Origin of the sequence: Gordonibacter sp. An230 (assembly GCF_002159915.1) — a bacterium.
Lineage (GTDB): Bacteria > Actinomycetota > Coriobacteriia > Coriobacteriales > Eggerthellaceae > Rubneribacter.
This window is the reverse complement of sequence record NZ_NFJP01000012.1, coordinates 15,178-31,314: the sequence shown is the minus strand read 5'-3', so window position 1 is coordinate 31,314 and position 16,137 is coordinate 15,178. Positions and strand designations below refer to the sequence as shown.

General features: G+C 60.5%; 11 protein-coding genes. 7 read left to right on the top strand and 4 right to left on the bottom strand.

Going from position 1 to position 16,137, the window contains the following annotated elements:
• The first annotated feature begins 302 nt into the window (after positions 1-302).
• From B5F40_RS07950 to ngr, 3 genes are all read left to right on the top strand, one after another.
• Entirely contained in the window at positions 303-2,072 is a 1,770-nt protein-coding gene (locus B5F40_RS07950) for an FAD-dependent oxidoreductase (RefSeq protein WP_087193810.1), read from the top strand.
• A 332-nt stretch (positions 2,073-2,404) separates the two neighbouring features.
• Positions 2,405-3,763: a helix-turn-helix transcriptional regulator gene (locus tag B5F40_RS07945; protein WP_162610927.1), complete on the top strand. Its 1,359-nt coding sequence runs from the start codon at positions 2,405-2,407 to the stop codon at positions 3,761-3,763.
• Positions 3,764-4,051: 288 nt separating this feature from the next.
• Positions 4,052-4,654 carry a nigerythrin gene (ngr, locus tag B5F40_RS07940; protein WP_087193808.1) on the top strand — a complete coding sequence of 201 codons (603 nt, stop codon included), beginning with the start codon at positions 4,052-4,054 and terminating at the stop codon, positions 4,652-4,654.
• A gap of 209 nt (positions 4,655-4,863) precedes the next feature.
• Here the strand turns inward: ngr and B5F40_RS07935 are convergent, their stop codons facing one another.
• On the bottom strand, positions 4,864-6,678 hold the full coding sequence (locus B5F40_RS07935; RefSeq protein WP_162610933.1) for an FAD-dependent oxidoreductase: 1,815 nt from the start codon (positions 6,676-6,678) through the stop codon (positions 4,864-4,866).
• Between the two features lie 262 nt (positions 6,679-6,940).
• Here B5F40_RS07935 and B5F40_RS07930 point away from each other — a divergent pair, with 262 nt between their 5' ends.
• Together B5F40_RS07930 and B5F40_RS07925 are read left to right on the top strand one after the other, a co-directional pair.
• Positions 6,941-7,510, top strand: a complete 570-nt coding sequence (locus B5F40_RS07930) for a TetR/AcrR family transcriptional regulator (protein ID WP_129589884.1) — start codon at positions 6,941-6,943, stop codon at positions 7,508-7,510.
• A 147-nt stretch (positions 7,511-7,657) separates the two neighbouring features.
• The gene (locus B5F40_RS07925) at positions 7,658-8,251 is read left to right on the top strand and encodes a beta-class carbonic anhydrase (RefSeq protein ID WP_087193805.1); all 594 of its coding nucleotides are present in this window, start codon (positions 7,658-7,660) and stop codon (positions 8,249-8,251) included.
• On the opposite strand, the gene B5F40_RS07920 is transcribed toward B5F40_RS07925, so the two are convergent.
• Both B5F40_RS07920 and B5F40_RS07915 read right to left on the bottom strand, forming a co-directional pair.
• Positions 8,206-9,687 carry a response regulator transcription factor gene (locus B5F40_RS07920; protein ID WP_140396453.1) on the bottom strand — a complete coding sequence of 494 codons (1,482 nt, stop codon included), beginning with the start codon at positions 9,685-9,687 and terminating at the stop codon, positions 8,206-8,208. The two genes, B5F40_RS07925 and B5F40_RS07920, sit on opposite strands and share 46 nt — an antisense overlap.
• Before the next feature lie 190 nt (positions 9,688-9,877).
• Positions 9,878-11,806, bottom strand: a complete 1,929-nt coding sequence (locus B5F40_RS07915) for an FAD-dependent oxidoreductase (RefSeq protein ID WP_087193803.1) — start codon at positions 11,804-11,806, stop codon at positions 9,878-9,880.
• A 745-nt stretch (positions 11,807-12,551) separates the two neighbouring features.
• Here B5F40_RS07915 and B5F40_RS07910 point away from each other — a divergent pair.
• The gene (locus tag B5F40_RS07910; RefSeq protein ID WP_162610926.1) at positions 12,552-14,003 is read left to right on the top strand and encodes an ATP-binding protein; all 1,452 of its coding nucleotides are present in this window, start codon (positions 12,552-12,554) and stop codon (positions 14,001-14,003) included.
• 261 nt (positions 14,004-14,264) lie between these two features.
• Here B5F40_RS07910 and B5F40_RS07905 read toward each other — a convergent pair whose 3' ends face one another.
• Positions 14,265-14,813 (bottom strand): metallophosphoesterase family protein, encoded by a 549-nt coding sequence (locus B5F40_RS07905; protein ID WP_087193857.1) that lies wholly within the window; start codon positions 14,811-14,813, stop codon positions 14,265-14,267.
• Positions 14,814-15,593: 780 nt separating this feature from the next.
• Here B5F40_RS07905 and B5F40_RS07895 point away from each other — a divergent pair.
• Positions 15,594-16,058 (top strand): Hsp20/alpha crystallin family protein, encoded by a 465-nt coding sequence (locus B5F40_RS07895; RefSeq protein WP_087193800.1) that lies wholly within the window; start codon positions 15,594-15,596, stop codon positions 16,056-16,058.
• The last annotated feature ends 79 nt before the right edge of the window (positions 16,059-16,137 follow it).

Here is a 16,137-nt window from a genome sequence, read left to right as displayed (position 1 = left end):
ACGCGGCTTGGCGTGCGCCGGTCGCGTCGCGCCGCCTCGAAGAACCGAAAGGCCCGCACAAACTGCAAAAAGCGGCAGACTGCGGGCCTTTCTTGCAAAGAACGCCTTCGCCCTTCAAAAAGATTCGCTCGCTTGCATCGAAATCGCCGTCCCCCAAAGGAGCCATTTTCAACTTCACCCCTCTGGGTGATACCCCTTCACCGAGTTTGCGCGTATAGGGGAGCCATGTCGGGAAGCCTTCAGCATCGACAACGGAAGCGCATCCCGGCTTCAAGGCAGCGAAGAACAAGGAGGAGGATCGCATGCACGCAAACGCAACGCGGGGAAACGCCCATCGAAACGGCCTCACGCGCCGGAGTTTTCTCACAGGAGCAGCCCTTGCCGGAGCCGGAGTGGCTGCCGGAATGGCCGGCTGCTCGCCATCGAAGCCCCAGACAGACTCGGCCTCGAACGCAACCGCCCCGTCCTCGGCGCACGACGGCGCCATGACCGCCGACTCGTACTTTGGAACGTGGTCCTTTGAAACTCCTGACGAGCCCATCACCGATATCGCAGAAACCATCGAGGCGGAGGTCGTCGTGGTAGGAGCCGGCACGGGTGGCCTGACCGTGGCCAATTCGATCGCCGAAGAAGGAGCGAACGTGGTGCTCATCAGCGCCAGCAGCAAACCCATCAGCCGCGGCGGGTCGAATCACGCCACGTATAGCAAAACCATGGAGGCCCTTGGCATTCCGCGCAACAGCGCCGAATGGTATGAAAAGGAGCTGCAGGCAAACGGCGCCCGCGTGGACACCCGTAAATGGTACCAGTACTACAACCACTCCGAAGAGGTTATGAACTGGCTCATCGATATCATGGAGGAACGCGGCTACACAACCGGCATCGAGAACTTCGTTCCCACCATCAACAACGAGAGCGGCTCCATCTACTACGTCCCCGGCGCGCACGGTTGGTACAACGACGAAAACCCCGGCATGGGATTCAACCAACCTCTCGTCGTCAATGAGCTGGCGGCGCGTTTCGAAGAGTTGTCCGGCACCTCCATTCACTACCACACCAAAGCGTGCCAGCTCGTCCGCGGCGATACGCCGAACGGAACAAGCGGTCGTGTGAACGCCGTCATAGCCGAAAAGGAAGACGGCACCTATGTCCAGTATGTGGGAAGCAAGGCCGTGGTGCTGGCCACCGGCGATTTCTCCACGAATCGTGACATGATGGCAAAATACGCTCCTCAGGCAATGGAGTACATCACCGAAAGTTTCTTCGACGAGGAGCCCAATTACGACAAGGAACTCGTGTACGGAGGGTTGTTCCCCGGAGACGGACAAAAGATGGGGCTTTGGATCGGCGCGGCATGGCAGAAGGCATGGCCCGCTTGCCCGAACGGCGGCGGCGTGAAAGCCGGCCCTATGAACGGCGTCTTGCCCTTCACCGGGTTCACCGTCAACCGCGAAGGCAAACGCTTCTGTAATGAGTACGGGATGCTGGGCACGTTGCCCTTCACTATCCAAATGGGCTGCCCCGGTGGAGTGAGTTACGCCTTATGGGATGTCAACTACGCCGAACAGTACCCGCTCGAATGGATCGACGGCAGCAAACCCTACGGCATTGCCGAACCCTTGTCGGCAGACGACGTTATCGCATCGTGGGAGAAAAGCGTGGAGTCTGGCCTGTACTTCAAGGCCGACACGCTCGACGAGTTGGTAAGCCAAATGGGACTACCCGAAAGCACGCTCGACAACATCGAACGGTATAACGCCGACTGCGAATCAGGAGAAGACTCCCTGTTCCACAAGCATCCCGGCTTTATGATTCCGCTGTCCAAAGGACCTTTCTACGGAGAGGTGAGCGACACGAGCTTTTTCCTCACCATCCTTGGAGGCCTCCGCACCGATGAGAACATGCGGGTATGCGACAAAGACGATAATCCCATTGAAGGGTTGTATAACGTCGGGAGCATGATAGGCGATATGTTCTATGCGCAGTACACCTATATGGTGCCCGGATTCACCTACGGCAGCAACCTCACCCTCAGCTACCTAGCAGGCAAGTTCATCGTCGAGAACGAATAGGAGCGCAACAAGCGCGCCGCGCCGTCCTGACCGCCCAATGCCGAGAGCGTCACACCCCTCCAGATAATCGACGCTCTCGGCGCGCACGTGCGTCGAAAGAGCAAGCGGCGACAAGGGATCAACGGCTCGATGCCGCAACGACCAACCTCGCCGTCCAAGATGGAAAAAGCCCTCGACTTCACTATACTGGCTACAAACCAGGAGGGGATATGGGATATCAAAACACAAGCTCACCACCTGCAAAAACGGCTTTTACCCAATTCGTATCCATGCTGTCAAGCCATCGCTTCCTTGCAGCTTCGCTCTCCCTGTTCAACGGATGGGTATTCGCCATGAGCTGGAGCGGCGTGTTCAACGTTCCCTTCACGACGAGAAGCGCTGATTTCGCCGAGCACACGTTCTGGCTCGTCTCTCTTGCGGTATGCACGCTTGTGCTGAGCCTGTTTTTCCTGATCCCGGTCCTTCGTCGCAAGGCTTCCTTGGCAGGTTTGACGATAAGCGCGTGCTCGATGGCCGCAAGCGCAGCGTTTATTGGGCTCACCCATGCGCTGCCAACGTTCGAAGCGAGTTTCTTTTGGGCTGGAGGAGTCGCATCGGGCATTGGCAGCGGAATCATGACGGCATACTGGGGAACGCTCATTTCCCGCTACGACTCGGGCGTGGTTCTGCAATTCACCACGTTCTCCCTCGTCATGAGCGCCTTCATCACGCTCTTCATCTCCCTAGTCCCTCCGCAGATCGCGTTCGTCTGCATGATGGCCATCCCGTGCGCTGCGGCATATGCGTTTTGGCGAGCGATCGGACTCTCAAGCGGAGTTGACGAGAGAGGCGCACGCCCCTTTAATGCGGGAAAACCCTCCTCGAAATTCCGATCATCTCATTTGACGGTGTTCATGGGGTTGGTGGTCATCTTGGGTATGTCGGCCGGCCTTCTGCGCAATCTCACCGAAGTAGACGGCCAAGCAAGCCAGAGCGCTTGGGTGTTCGTAGCGGCCACGCTCTGCGCATCAGCCATGCTCGTCCTCTCGAAAATCCCCGATGACGGAGAGTCATTCGCTCTGTTCTATCGAGCTATCGCGTTCATCGCCGTGGCTTTCATCGTGCTGGCTCTCGCCGTTCCGCAAACGGGGGAGTTCGCCTCGCCGGCTCTTGCGCTTCATACTGTCGGGTTCATGTACTTCTATGGGCTGTTATGGGTGTTCTGCGTTGTCTACACCCACCACCATGCCGACTCCACACGCGTGTTCGTCGGCGGCTTTCTGGCGAACCAGATTGGACAAATCGTAGGAGTGCTTGCAGGGGGCTGGCTGCGTTTGACCCTCGGACAGGAATTCACCGTGTCGCCAGCGTCGAATGCGATGATCTACCTGCTTCTTTTTGCGACCATCGTCCTGCTAGCCCGCTTGAGCTCCATCCCCAAAGCGAGAGAGAGCATGGCGAACGAGGCCTCCATAACGCGAGCCTGCAAGCAAGCCGCTTCCCGTTTCGGCCTCACGCCCCGGGAATCGGAAATCTTGATCTACCTTGTGAAAGGATACAATCGCGCATTCATCGCGCACAGTCTATGCGTGTCAACCGAAACCGTGAAGACCCACACGCAGCATATCTACACGAAACTAGATGCCCACTCTCGCCTCGAGGTGTTCAACGCCGTCGCCCAATGTTTGGAAGACGATCGCAAAATGAACTGACGAACGTCTTTTCAAGATCATTTTGCCTCGTTCCGATGCGCATGCGCACACGCTATCGAGGAGAATGGACGAAAGGGACAGCTTTTATCCTCGCTCTTGCCCCCTTGCGCAATCTCGTGTAGGCACGCGATAGGCGAGCGGGGAGAAAGACGGAGTGTGGACATTGTGCGAATCGCGGGGAGGGGATCGGTTACCCCCTTGCATGGCGATGCGGAGACGCGTATCATACTTATTGAGATTCATTCTCAATAAGAGGAGATCGAATTCAGACGAGAAGGAGCAAGACCCATGAAGGTTCGCGACCAGATCCCCACCGCCGAGAACAGCACCAACATGAACGGCTTCGGCACCTGCGAAGTCGGCACGACGCTTGAGAACCTGAAGGCCGCCATCGCCGGCGAGACGGGCGCGTCCGCGAAGTACGCCGCGTTCGCCAAGGCCGCCAAGGAGCAGGGCTACGACCAGATCGCCCGCCTGTTCGAGGCCACCTCGGCCGCCGAGCAGATCCACATCGGCCTCGAGTACAAGCTCGTGTCCGAGATGGAGCCCGGTTACGAGAAGCCGGCCGCGCCGGAAGCCGAGGCCGTGCAGACCGACCTCAACCTCATCATGGGCGCCCAGGGCGAGATCTTCGAGACGTCCGACATGTACCCGGCGTTCATCAAGAAGGCTCAGGAGGAGGGCAACGTGAAGGCCGTGCAGGTGTTCACCCGCGCCAAGCTGGCCGAGTCCGTGCACGCCGAGCGCTACCTGGCCGCCTACAACGACATCGACGCCGCCGATGACGACGCGTTCTACCTGTGCCCCGTCTGCGGCTACATCCACAAGGGCGACGACTTCGAGAAGTGCCCCATCTGCTTCTGCCCGAAGGCTTCCTTCAAGCAGTTCTAAGCGTACACGTCGAAAAACGACCGACGAGGCCGCTCCCGCATGGGGGCGGCCTCGCTTTATTCGCGGACAATCAGGATGTGCGGAACGCAAGGCGTTAGGCGGCAACGCATCGCGCGATCGCGCCCGCGCCGACCGCACTGCCTGTCATGTCGGCGACCGCATCGGCCACGGCTTCGGCATTGCCCGAGGCCGGCGCCTTCTGCCAGTCGCTACGCTTTGTACGCGTTGGCGGCGCTCGTCACGGGCACCGGATATTCCTGCCCCATGATATCCATTGCCGCCAGCCACGACGACACCACGTTGTGGCTCATGTTCAAACCGCCATAGTACTGCGCATACATGCCATTGAAGAAACCGCCGTGGTCCAGCCCCACGCATTTCAAGCCCTCGATGCGATCGCCCTCGGAAGTCAACGGCGTGTAAGTGTAGTCGACGCGCACGCCGCTCATGGTGGACAGCAGCCAACCGGCCAGCTTGCAAGCGTAGAACGGTCCTTCGTCGATGGCGGTCAAACGGAATGACGCCTTGTGGAAGTCCTCGTCGACCCCTTTCGCCGCAAGCTCGTTGTAACGTTCGATGGTCGCCAGCGTCTGCTCTTTCGGAAGGCCCATCATATCCACAAGCTCCTCAATCGTGTCGGCTTTGAGCAGAATGCCGCTTTCGACGTTCGGATCGATGAACACGCTCTGCCACTCCTCGGCACTCGTGCACGGGTAGTACTGGCCGAGCAGAAGGCAGTTCTTCGCGCCCTCCTCCGCCACCACGCGAGAGCAGATGGTGGTGCCGAACGCCACGACGTCTTCCCAGCTGCTTGCGTCGAACACCTGCCACCAGTAGTGACCCGGCTGCATGCACGCCTGGTTGAACACGATATCGTAAGGCCCATCCTCGTTGCAGAAGCGCTTGCCGAACGCGTTCACACGCAAAAACGGCTGAGATCCCGGCCACCAAAGCCGAGCGTCAGCCCCGCCCTGCCCTTGGAGGCCGATGTCCCCGTTCTCGTCGTTTCCCGTGATGCACCCTCTGTCGAAGATGTTGCACGTTCCCTCACATGCATAATCGAGGTCGGCGCCCGCCCATACCGCCATGCGGATCCCATCACCGTGGGCGTTCTCTGTGCCGATGTGGCACGAGCAGAATTTATGGGACATGACTCCCAGTTCGTCCATCATATCCTTGTTCCCGCCGAAACCTCCTGTTGCCAGCATGACAGCTTTCGCGGTGTTGAATTGCACGTATTCGCCATCGCGCTCCGCAATCACGCCCGTCACCTTGCCCGAATCATCCTGAACGAGCTCGACCGCGGTCGTCTCGTACATCACTTCGCCGCCCGCCTCCTCGAACAGTTCGAGCATGGCGGGAATCGCGATCTCCGACCCCATGGAGTTCGCCGTCTCCTTGAGCGGAGGTTGGTAGGCCGTGTGAACCGACGCGGGCGAATACCAGATGCCTTCGGGCTCGAACTTCTTGCACACGGTGTCCACCATGACGTCGAGGCCCTTCTTCTGCATGTTCGCCTGATACCAATCGATGAAGGCACCGGCGTTGTACGCCCACTGGCGAATGAGGTTCTCGTCAACTTTGCCCTGGCCGTACCGCACGAGATCCTTGATGACCCACTCTTTGTCGATCTCGATACCCAAATCTTTCTGGATCTGGCTGTCGAGCGCGTCAATGTCGCCCGCGTATTTCGTACATGCCGTGGACTGCTCGATCAGCAGAACCTTGGCACCAAGCTGCGCCAACTCCAACGCGCCTACCACGCCTGAGTTGCCGCCGCCCACCACCACGACATCGTAGTCCTTCGTCTCCTTCACCTGATCCGCTACCGACTCTGGCTTATCGAATACCGACGGGGTTTTCGTCCCCTCGCTTGACGATGTCGATTCCGCACCGCCCTCTTGCGCCATCTCGTCTGCCGCTTTCGGGCTGCATCCTGCAAGCGCACCCATAGCCGCAAGCGCGCCAGTGGCCGCCGCACCCGTTAAAAAGCCGCGCCTCGAAATCCGATCCGTTCCCTTCATCTCAAACCTCCTCGATCGAAACTGCGGGACCGATGTTGCCCCATCCGCGAGTCTACGATCGGCGCACATCGCTGCGCAATCGACACTCGATCCGCTCTGTCGAGAAAGCAAGGATGTCAATTGACACTCTCCGCATTTTGTCAAACCTGCTCGTCCGAGTTCGACCAGGCTCGACACGATCGACACGGATGAGAGCCGAGCGCATCCCCCTCCCCACGATGCGCTCAATGCCCTACAATGTGGCCAGAGGGAAGGGGCTCTCATGCACAAGCAGATCGAAACGCGCTTGCGGTTTGTCGGCGCACTATCCGAAGTCATGCACGAATGCCCGCTCGAGAAGGTGAAGGTGTCGCATCTTTGCGAGCGGTTGGGTGTTTCACGTGCTACGTTCTACCTGTATTTCCAAGACATCTTCGACGTTCCCACCTGGTATTGGGATCACCTCATGAACAAGTCGCTCTACCGGATGGGCATCGATCAGGGGCTGTTCGAAGCGCACCTCAAAAAGTTCAATCTGCTGGTGGAGAACAAGGATTTCTTCGTGCACGCTTTCAGGTGCGTCGGATACAACTCCGTATGCGAGCATGGCGGCCGCGCAGTGAAGGAGCACATTCTTGAGAACGCAACAGCGAATGCCGGTCGATCTTTCACCGAGCAAGAGCTTTTGGAAATCGACTTCTTCGTAGCCGGCGCGCAGTACATGACGCGCACATGGGTGCAAGGAGGCATGGTGGAGCCTCCGCAGCAAATGGCGAGCCTGTTCCGATCATTCGCCCCGGAATTCCTCGTCTCTCTCTTGGAGCCCCCGACCTCTCATGCATCCCAACCTTGATCAACTGCGCGCAAAGCATACTCCCGCCTCGCAGAAGAGCTCTCGCCCCTCTCCGATCATCGCGCAAACGCAAGTACCCCGCGCACCATATGAACGGGCGCGAACAAAGTGCGCTATCATGATGCCTCACGCGAAAGAAGGTACCCCATGGATCAGAATCCGAACAGCGGCGCCATCGACGAAGCAAGCGCCTCGCCCACCATCGACGGCATCCTCGCGCACAACCGCGCGTTCGTGGAGCGCCGTGCCTACGAGCGCTATGCAACCGACAAGTATCCCGACAAGAAACTGGCCATCGTGTCGTGCATGGACACCCGGCTCACCGAACTCCTCTCCGCGGCGCTCGGGCTGAAGAACGGCGATGCGAAGATCATCAAAGTGGCCGGTGCCGAAGTGGCACACCCGTTCGGCAGCGTGATGCGCTCGCTTTTGATCGCCATATGCGAGCTGGGCGTGGAGGACATCATGATCGTTGCCCACACGAACTGCGGCGCACAGCACATGAGCGGAGCGGCGATGGTGACCGACATGGAGCGTCTTGGCGTGTCGCAGGAGCGCATCGAGTTCGCGCGCCACTGCGGCATCGACTTCGACCGCTGGCTCGCCGGGTTCGGCGACACCGAAGAGGCCGTGCGCAGAAGCGTCGACATGGTGCGCAACCATCCCGTCATGCCCCCGCACGTGCGCGTCGGCGGCTACGTGATGGATTCCGACACCGGAGAGTTGACCGCCGTGCGCTGATCGGGGCGCGGCATCCCCTCTTCGACCAAATCCATGAGCTCCTCACGGGAATGGACGGCGAGCTTTTGATAAATATGACGGATATGGGTGCGCGCCGTCTCTTTGCTCACCACGAACGTGTCGGCTATGTACTGGGCTGATCGACCGCGCGCCAAAGCCACAAGAACATCCTGCTCGCGCGGCGTAAGCCTTCCATGATCGACGAGCGCCGCAATACGCGCAGCGAACGCGTCTTTCGGCTCGGCGGCCGCACCCGGACTCTCCGCGCCATCCTCATTGGCGTAACGGCTAGTGAGCAACGGCGTGAACTCAAACACGAACAACAGCAGCAACGCCACCGCAAGCGCCAGCTCGAAAGCCGCCGAAGAGCCTTGTCCACCGGATACGACAAGCCCCAAGCGCGTGATGAGCATATTAGGCACCAAAAACAGCAGCCAGCCGACCGAGAACAGCCGCATCGGCGACATCGTTCGCGCCGGCGTCGAGAACAAAGCCCAGACGTAAGCGAAAATAAGCATGCGGGCAACGGTCATGATGACAAGGTTGACCACACCCCAATTCGCCGCAAGCGCCGCCGACAGATACAGCGCGACGGAGAGCAAGGCAAGGATGGTCAAGCGAAAGAAACTCATATTATTCCCGTGCAAGAACCGCGCGCCAAGCAGGATAGCGACCGCCGCTATCACGATACCCGCATCGATGGCGATGCCCGCAGACGCCAACAGCTCGGCGATGCCCTCGAACAGCGTGTTCTGCCCCGCGCCGCCCACTTGAACGCCGCCCATAGCCACGGCGTACAGCGCCACCGTCGCGAACGACAACCACACGGGCACGACGCCGCGATACTCCGCGATCGCGCGCGCCTCCTCCTCGCCGCGCCCCTCGCTCGCCGCCAGTGCCAGCAGCCAGGGAGAAAACGCGCACAGCACCACCACCGACACCGCGAACGCGATGTCAACAAGCGCCTTTGCCAGCACGTCGTACGCCACCACCATGAGCATGGCGCATGCCAAGCACAAAGAGGACTCCCGTGCGCCTCGCGGCACGAGCACATCGGCCCAACGCACGAGCAAAAGCGTCGAGCTGAACCCGATTGCCAGACCGCCCGCAGGAGCAAGCACCTCCGAACCGGGAATCCCGATCGCCCCCGAAAGCACCAGAACCGCCCCCGCTGCATTCGCAACACCGTCCCCTACGAGGAACGACTTCGTGGCCAGCAGCCTCCCCGCCGCTTGGGAGAACACAGCCACCGCAAAGAAAGCCGCCATGATGGTGATGCCGCCGGAAAGCGGATTCGTTCCGGTCATCACTGCGAATGTCTCAATGCCCGCCCGACTGCTGATGCTTGACCCCTCGCCGAACAACACAAGGCACGCAGCCAACCCCGCCGCCGCACGCAGAAACCGCTGATCCCCTATCATCTTCACCGCGTCCATCAAGCCCCTCCGCATAAAGCCCGATCGGGCGTAAACCCGCCCGAACCTCTTTCGGCCTTCTTGGCCGAGAGTATAGCAGAAGAGCATCATGCGCGTGACAACCCACATGCCCATCCCTCCCCCATCGCAGCGCAGGGCCCAGCCATGCGGCCAGGCCCTGCGTCCCATCAGGCAAATAACGCCGAAGTTTCTATTCCGTCGAGCCGCCCGCAACGGGAGCCTCACCATCTGCCGGGGTGCCACCTGCAGCTTCCCCTCCTGCAGGAGCGCCGCCACCCGCCGGCGCTCCACCTGCACCCGCCGCACCACCAGCGGCGTCGGCATCCGGGTTCGCTTCCTTCCACTCCCGGTACACCGATTCGTGCTCCGTAACGTCCGGATCGGCCGCAACCGCTTGCTCGGCCGCCACGCGTCCAAACGTCAGGCACAGCGAATGCGAAAGGCCGCACACGATGGTGGGGTAGTCGATGGCGAAACGCATGCCCTGCACGTTGCCCGCCATCCACAAACCGGGAATGGGGTTTCCCCATTGGTCGATGGCCTCGGCCTTCTCGGTGCCCTTGAGGCCGCCCATCGTGAGCATGAACGCCCATTGACCGCTCGTGCTGTAGAAGTACGGCGGGTTCTCCACCGGCCACAGACGTTTGGCCTGCTTGCCGAAATCGGCATCGTAGCCGTCGTGGCAGAATCCGTTGTAGCGGTCAAGCGTCTCCTGCAGCGTGGCCGCGTCCACGTGGATGCCCTCGGCCAACTCCTCGACCGTCCAAGCGTGCTGGAGGTTCACCCCTTGCTCGGTCAGCATGGATTCGATAGCGTCCTTATCGCCCGTCTCCATAGCGGCATTCCAAGCATCGATGTCGCCGGTGAAGCTCATTTGCGCGCCATGCGTCGGCGAGGACCATTTCATCTGCTCAGGGTACTTCGCATCGGCTATCTGCCAAAACACAACGCCAGGCTGCTCCTCGGCCAAATCGGAAAACGACTGGCCGGGAATGTCCTCGTTCGTGAAGCGCCGACCGTTCATGTCGACGATGAGGAACGGATCGGAGCCAAGCATGCCAGGAGTGCCGTGCGCCATGTAGGCGTGCGGAATGGCCTGCATCATACCGCCCACCCACAAGCCCATGAGATGGCCATCGCCCACGTTGCCCGTGCTCGGATAGACGTTGTTCTCTTGCGACAGCTCCAACTGCGACGGGCACCATGCCTGCATCATATCAACGTTGTGGCCGTAATCGCCCGTGGCCAAAATCACGCCCTTCGTCGCGTTGAATTGGATATGCGACCCATCCGACGTCTCTGCGATCACGCCCGTCACGCGCCCTTCGGTTCCGTTCGGTTGCCCACCGCGCACAAGCTGCCGACCGCGATGCTCGTAGAAGAACTCCGCTCCATGATCTTTCGCATACGCTTCAAGCTCGCCGATAGCGCCGGGGAAGCCGCCGTTCATCCCCGCCTCTTCGCCTTCGGGCGCGGTGAACTCCTGTTGGTTGCAGAACTGCGGGAACCACTCGCCGTCCACCGGATCGTACTCCACTTCCATCGGCCAGCGCGGGATTTCGATGCCGTAGCCCTTCGGCTCGAGCATGGTGTTGTACCACCAGTCGAAATCGGCACCGGAGCGCTGACCCCACACGCGGTAGATTCGCTGATCGGTGCGGTTGCCTGCGTAGCGCTGCAATGCAAGGCACATCTGGTTGATATCCTCTTCGCTGGCCTCCAAGCCGTTCGCTTTCTGGAACGACGAGTTGACCGTGCCGATATCCTGGCCGCGCGTCTGGTACGTGCTGAGCGTTTCGATCACGGCCACCGATGCGCCCAGCTCAGCAGCCGTCGCCGCAGCGGACAAACCCGCGATGCCGGCACCGACCACCACCACATCGAACGACTTCTCCTCGGAGATATCGGCTATGGCTTCAGGCACAGCGCACCAGGCGGCTGTTGTAGGCGTCCCCTTCGGCGCGCCCACGGGAAGCTCGACCGCTTCGACCGCAGCGCCCGACGCCGCCTCTTCGCTCGCGGCTCTGGGCGAGCAGCCTGCCAGCCCCATGCCCGCGGCCACCGCCGCCGTGGCCCCAAGCCCAAGAAACGCGCGTCGATTCATCTCAAAGGATCCCATATTCGTCCCCTTCCTTTCGAGGCCTCACGGCCAGCCGTCTTCCCATTGCCGCCCCTGCCGAAGCGAACTCCTGGAGAGGAAAAGCCTTCAAGGAGGGAGGGAGCAGAAGACGACGCTCGCTCCGGCAAGGGCGGCAACGCCCCCGATGCTAAGCCCCGCAGGCTTTTCATCCATCCCCCAATAGTGCGGAAACCCCCGTTTTCGGCAGGAAAACCGTCACCCATCTTGGAGTATGTTGCGCATCACCCCAGATAAAACCCTCCTGGACCCCCCTTTGGCGACAAGAATGGAAATGCGGCAGGAACCACGGCGAGCGCCTCAACAAGCACGGTGTTCGCCCTGGCAAAAACAAGGCGCGCCGCGATATCGACGCTATGCCCGCAGCACAACCGACGATTCGAACGGCGCGAATGCAGTAGCGACCGCAGCCCACATTGAGCGCTCCGATCACGTCGCCGATGCGCCATCCGCCAATCAAGCCCTCGCCGCCATCCCATTGTCAACGCAGCGGGATGGTGGAAGGCTCGCGCGTTTCATTTGACTGCTATTTGCTTTTCGGGGCCTCTGCGGGCGCCTTTTCGGGGGCTCCTTGGGAAGGCTGCGCATCCGACACCCAGATGAACTGGGAAAACAACGGCAACCGCCCACGCCCTTTCACTTGATTTTCATTTGACTGTTATTTGCTTTTCACTTGCTTTTTCGCTACAATGCCGCTCTGATGCAGGACAAAGCGAAGGAGAAGGTCGTGCAAAACCTCGATCTGCTGATAGACAACCTTGTTTCCCTTCCCGCCGAAACCGAATACGTCGAATTCAAGCACAACTTCTCCCAAGCAGAAGAAGAGGCGAAGGACATCTGCGCACTCGCCAACTCCGCAGCGTTTCACGATGCGCCTGCCGCTTACAAGATATGGGGAATCGAAGACTCCTCTCACAAGATAGTCGGCACGAACTTCAATCCCAAAACGAAAAAGAAAGGCAATCAAGAACTCGAATTGTGGCTTCGACAGCATGTAAGCAGCAACTGCTATTTCGAATTTCACGAAATCGTTCGCAACGGCTTACCTCTTGTCGTCCTCAAGATATGGCCAGCTTTCAACCAGCCCGTCAAGTACGACAATATCGTTTACATCCGCACAGGAAGCAGCACCCAAAAACTCGAGACTGGCTCAAGCCGGGAAACGGAGCTCTGGAAGAAAATCCAAAAGGAAGTTTTCGAAGACCAAGTGGCCCTTGAAGATGTGGCGCCCACCGAGCTTGCAGACATCCTCGACTGCAATGCCTACTTCGACCTGCTCGACGCGCCCCGGCCCCAATCGCCTGAGACCGTAGCCCATTTCTTCCTTGAAGAGGGCATGGCCGCAGCCCAAGACAACGGGCTGATCTCCATCACGAACCTTGGAGCCCTCCTGTTCGCCCGCGACCTCTCGAAGATTCCCACCGTCCGTCGCAAGAAACTGCGCGTGCTCCAATACGATGGAAACGGACGCATCGGAGCCCTGCGCGAGCGAGAGTTCTCGCAAGGATACGCCCTCACCCTGGACTCGGCAATCGATTACATCGACGCGATCATCCCGTCGCGCGATGTGATCCAAGGCGCAACGAGGGTGACCAGAGGGGCGTATCCAAGCATCGCCATCCGCGAGCTCGTGGCAAACGCGCTCACGCACCAGGACTTCAACATGACCGGAACCGGGCCGATCGTCGAGCTGTTCGACAACCGCATCGAGATCACCAACCCCGGCAGCCCGCTTGTCGACGTGGACCGCATCGTCAACGATCCACCGCGCTCGCGAAACGAAAGGACGGCCTCCCTCCTTCGACGCCTTGGTTTTTGCGAAGAGGCCGGCAGCGGCTGGGACAAGATCATAGCCGCATGCGAGCATTTTCACATGCCCGCGCCCGCCATAGAGATCCAGCAGGAGCGAAGCATGCGGGTGACACTGCGCCAGACCACGCCGTTCAAGCACCTCACCCCCCAAGAACGACTCGACGCATGCTATTGGCACGCTTGCATCTGCTATGCGCAAGGGTCGCACGTCACGAACCAAAGCCTTCGCGAGCGCTTCGATGTGAAAAGCTCCAACGCAGCCCAGATATCCCGCCTCATCAAAGAAGCAATCGAAGCGCACCTCATCAAACCGGTCAATCCCGACACCTCCCCCCGATACAGGGAGTACTTGCCCGATTGGGCTTAGCCGAAGGGAAAGCGAGCGCCCTCGTCGCCACCCCGTTGTCGACGCAGCGGGATGGCAGAGGGCTCGCGTGTTTCATTTGACCGCTATTTGCTTTTCGGGGCCTTTGCGGGCGCCTTTTCGGGGGCTCCTTGGGAAGGCTGCGCATCCGACACCCAGATGAACTGGGAAAACAATGGCAGTCGCCCACGCCGTCTCACTTGATTTTCATTTGACTGCTATTTGCTTTTGCGGCCTTCGCGAGCGCCCTCCCTCTCTCTGTGCCTAGCGTGCGGGCGCAGATTCGTCGAAGCAGCCCACCGCGAACACCGTTTGGCCGTCGAACGACGCGATGCGCACGCCCAGCACGCGCCCGCCCTCCACCTCCATGCGGCCCGTGCACTTCGGAAACCCACCGCGCGGGCGAAATGGCGCGCCGGGGCAGAGGAAGAACGATGCCGGACGCGCCTCCGCGCCGGTCAGCAACTCGGGAACGTGCGTGTGCCCGTGGACGCACACCTGCGGAATGGGATCGCCCGCCGCAAGCCCCGCGCAACCGTTGAAACCGATCCGCACGTCGCGCGGATAGTGCGCCACGAGGAAGCGCACGCCGTCGATGACGGGATGCGCGAACCGCCCCACCCGCGCGCCGTACTCGTCGAAGTCGTTGTTGCCCAGCACCGCCGTCGTCGGTGCCAACGCCTCAAGCTCGTGAAGGATCTCGGGGCCACCGATGTCGCCCGCGTGAATAATGTGATCGACGTCGGCCATAGCCGCAAGCGCCTCGTCCGGCAGCCGTCCATGCGTGTCCGAGATAAGGCCGATGGTGGTCATGGTGCGCCCTTTCGCCCGCGTTCGCTTTTCCTCGCGTTCAGTATAGGGCATCACGCAAGGAAAGAGGCCGCAGTTGAGACGCCCCACGATGCGAAGGGGCCGCGCAGAGCGCATGACGCGCCTGTCGCATCCTACCTGCCACGCCGTCGCAAGACGCAAAGCCGCGACCACCTTGCCGAATGCCGACTTCCGCAAGCCGCGCCACCATCCAGGCGCCCATCGCAAGCCGTCCCGCACCCTGAAAGCCCGTAGTTCGCCACCCGCTTCCGTGCCGCCTTGCCGTTCGCCGCGCTGCCGTCCTGCCTCTGGCGTCGGCACCGCCAAGCGTCGCTTGCCGCCCCCGTCTCTCCCGTGTTCCACCTGCGCAAAAGCCAGCCTTGCATCGAATACCCACGCCACGCACTGTGACACGCCTTGGGCAAAGACCGTCTTCGCAACATCGACGCTCGCGCGAAAACGAATGCGCGGCCCGTCGTGGAAATCGATTCCGAAACGCAACCCGACCCCTCCGAGCCCTCCTCGACGCGCGCAGCCCGCATGACGCGCGCGTGCCGGGAATGTTTCGCTTTCGCAGCCGACGACGAGCTGGAGGCGGATCGCCGCGTCGCCAGCGTATCATCGGCCGCACGCAAAACGTACGCCGAAGTTGACGAAACCGTAACGTTGGCACTCTCAGCTTGACAGTGCTAATCAAACGATTTATAACGAAAGCGTACAGAAAACCGCACAGATTGGGACTTAGATTTTATATGTCCCGCACACGTTGAGGAGATGATTGGTATGGCCATGTTGATGCCCATGCGGAGGAACCGCAACCTGCTGAGCGAGCTTATGTCCGACCCGTTCGACGCGTTCTTCGATGCCGCCACCGCGCCCGTGCAGGCGATGCAGAAGATGTCGCCCTCGCTCATGCGCACCGACATCAAGGAAACCGATGCCGGATTCGAGCTGACTATCGACCTGCCGGGCTTCAAGAAAGACGACGTCCAAGCCGAACTCAAGGACGGCTACCTCACCATCGCCGCGCAGACGCAAAGCGAAAGCGAGGACAAGGACGAGAAGGGCACGTACGTCCGCAAGGAGCGTTTCAGCGGCAAGTGCAGCCGCACGTTCTACGTGGGCGACGACATCGAAGAGGACGACATCCGCGCGAAGTTCGAGGACGGCGTGCTGAAGATCGCCGTTCCGAAGAAGCAGGAGCAGCCCAAGCTCGAAGAGAAGAAGACCATCGCCATCGAGGGCTAGCCCTCAGAGGCGCGATGCGCCTTCCCTGTTAACCACCCCTCCTCTGCACGCCGCAGCGCATCCCCTCCCCCGCGCTGCG

Coding starts and splice junctions, on each gene's coding strand:
- B5F40_RS07930 (WP_129589884.1), top strand. CDS start 6,941: ATGCACAAGCAGATCGAAACGCGCTTGCGGTTTGTCGGCGCACTATCC.
- B5F40_RS07935 (WP_162610933.1), bottom strand. CDS start 6,678: ATGAAGGGAACGGATCGGATTTCGAGGCGCGGCTTTTTAACGGGTGCG.
- B5F40_RS07915 (WP_087193803.1), bottom strand. CDS start 11,806: ATGGGATCCTTTGAGATGAATCGACGCGCGTTTCTTGGGCTTGGGGCC.
- ngr (WP_087193808.1), top strand. CDS start 4,052: ATGAAGGTTCGCGACCAGATCCCCACCGCCGAGAACAGCACCAACATG.
- B5F40_RS07895 (WP_087193800.1), top strand. CDS start 15,594: ATGGCCATGTTGATGCCCATGCGGAGGAACCGCAACCTGCTGAGCGAG.
- B5F40_RS07950 (WP_087193810.1), top strand. CDS start 303: ATGCACGCAAACGCAACGCGGGGAAACGCCCATCGAAACGGCCTCACG.
- B5F40_RS07945 (WP_162610927.1), top strand. CDS start 2,405: ATGAGCTGGAGCGGCGTGTTCAACGTTCCCTTCACGACGAGAAGCGCT.
- B5F40_RS07920 (WP_140396453.1), bottom strand. CDS start 9,687: ATGGACGCGGTGAAGATGATAGGGGATCAGCGGTTTCTGCGTGCGGCG.
- B5F40_RS07925 (WP_087193805.1), top strand. CDS start 7,658: ATGGATCAGAATCCGAACAGCGGCGCCATCGACGAAGCAAGCGCCTCG.
- B5F40_RS07905 (WP_087193857.1), bottom strand. CDS start 14,813: ATGACCACCATCGGCCTTATCTCGGACACGCATGGACGGCTGCCGGAC.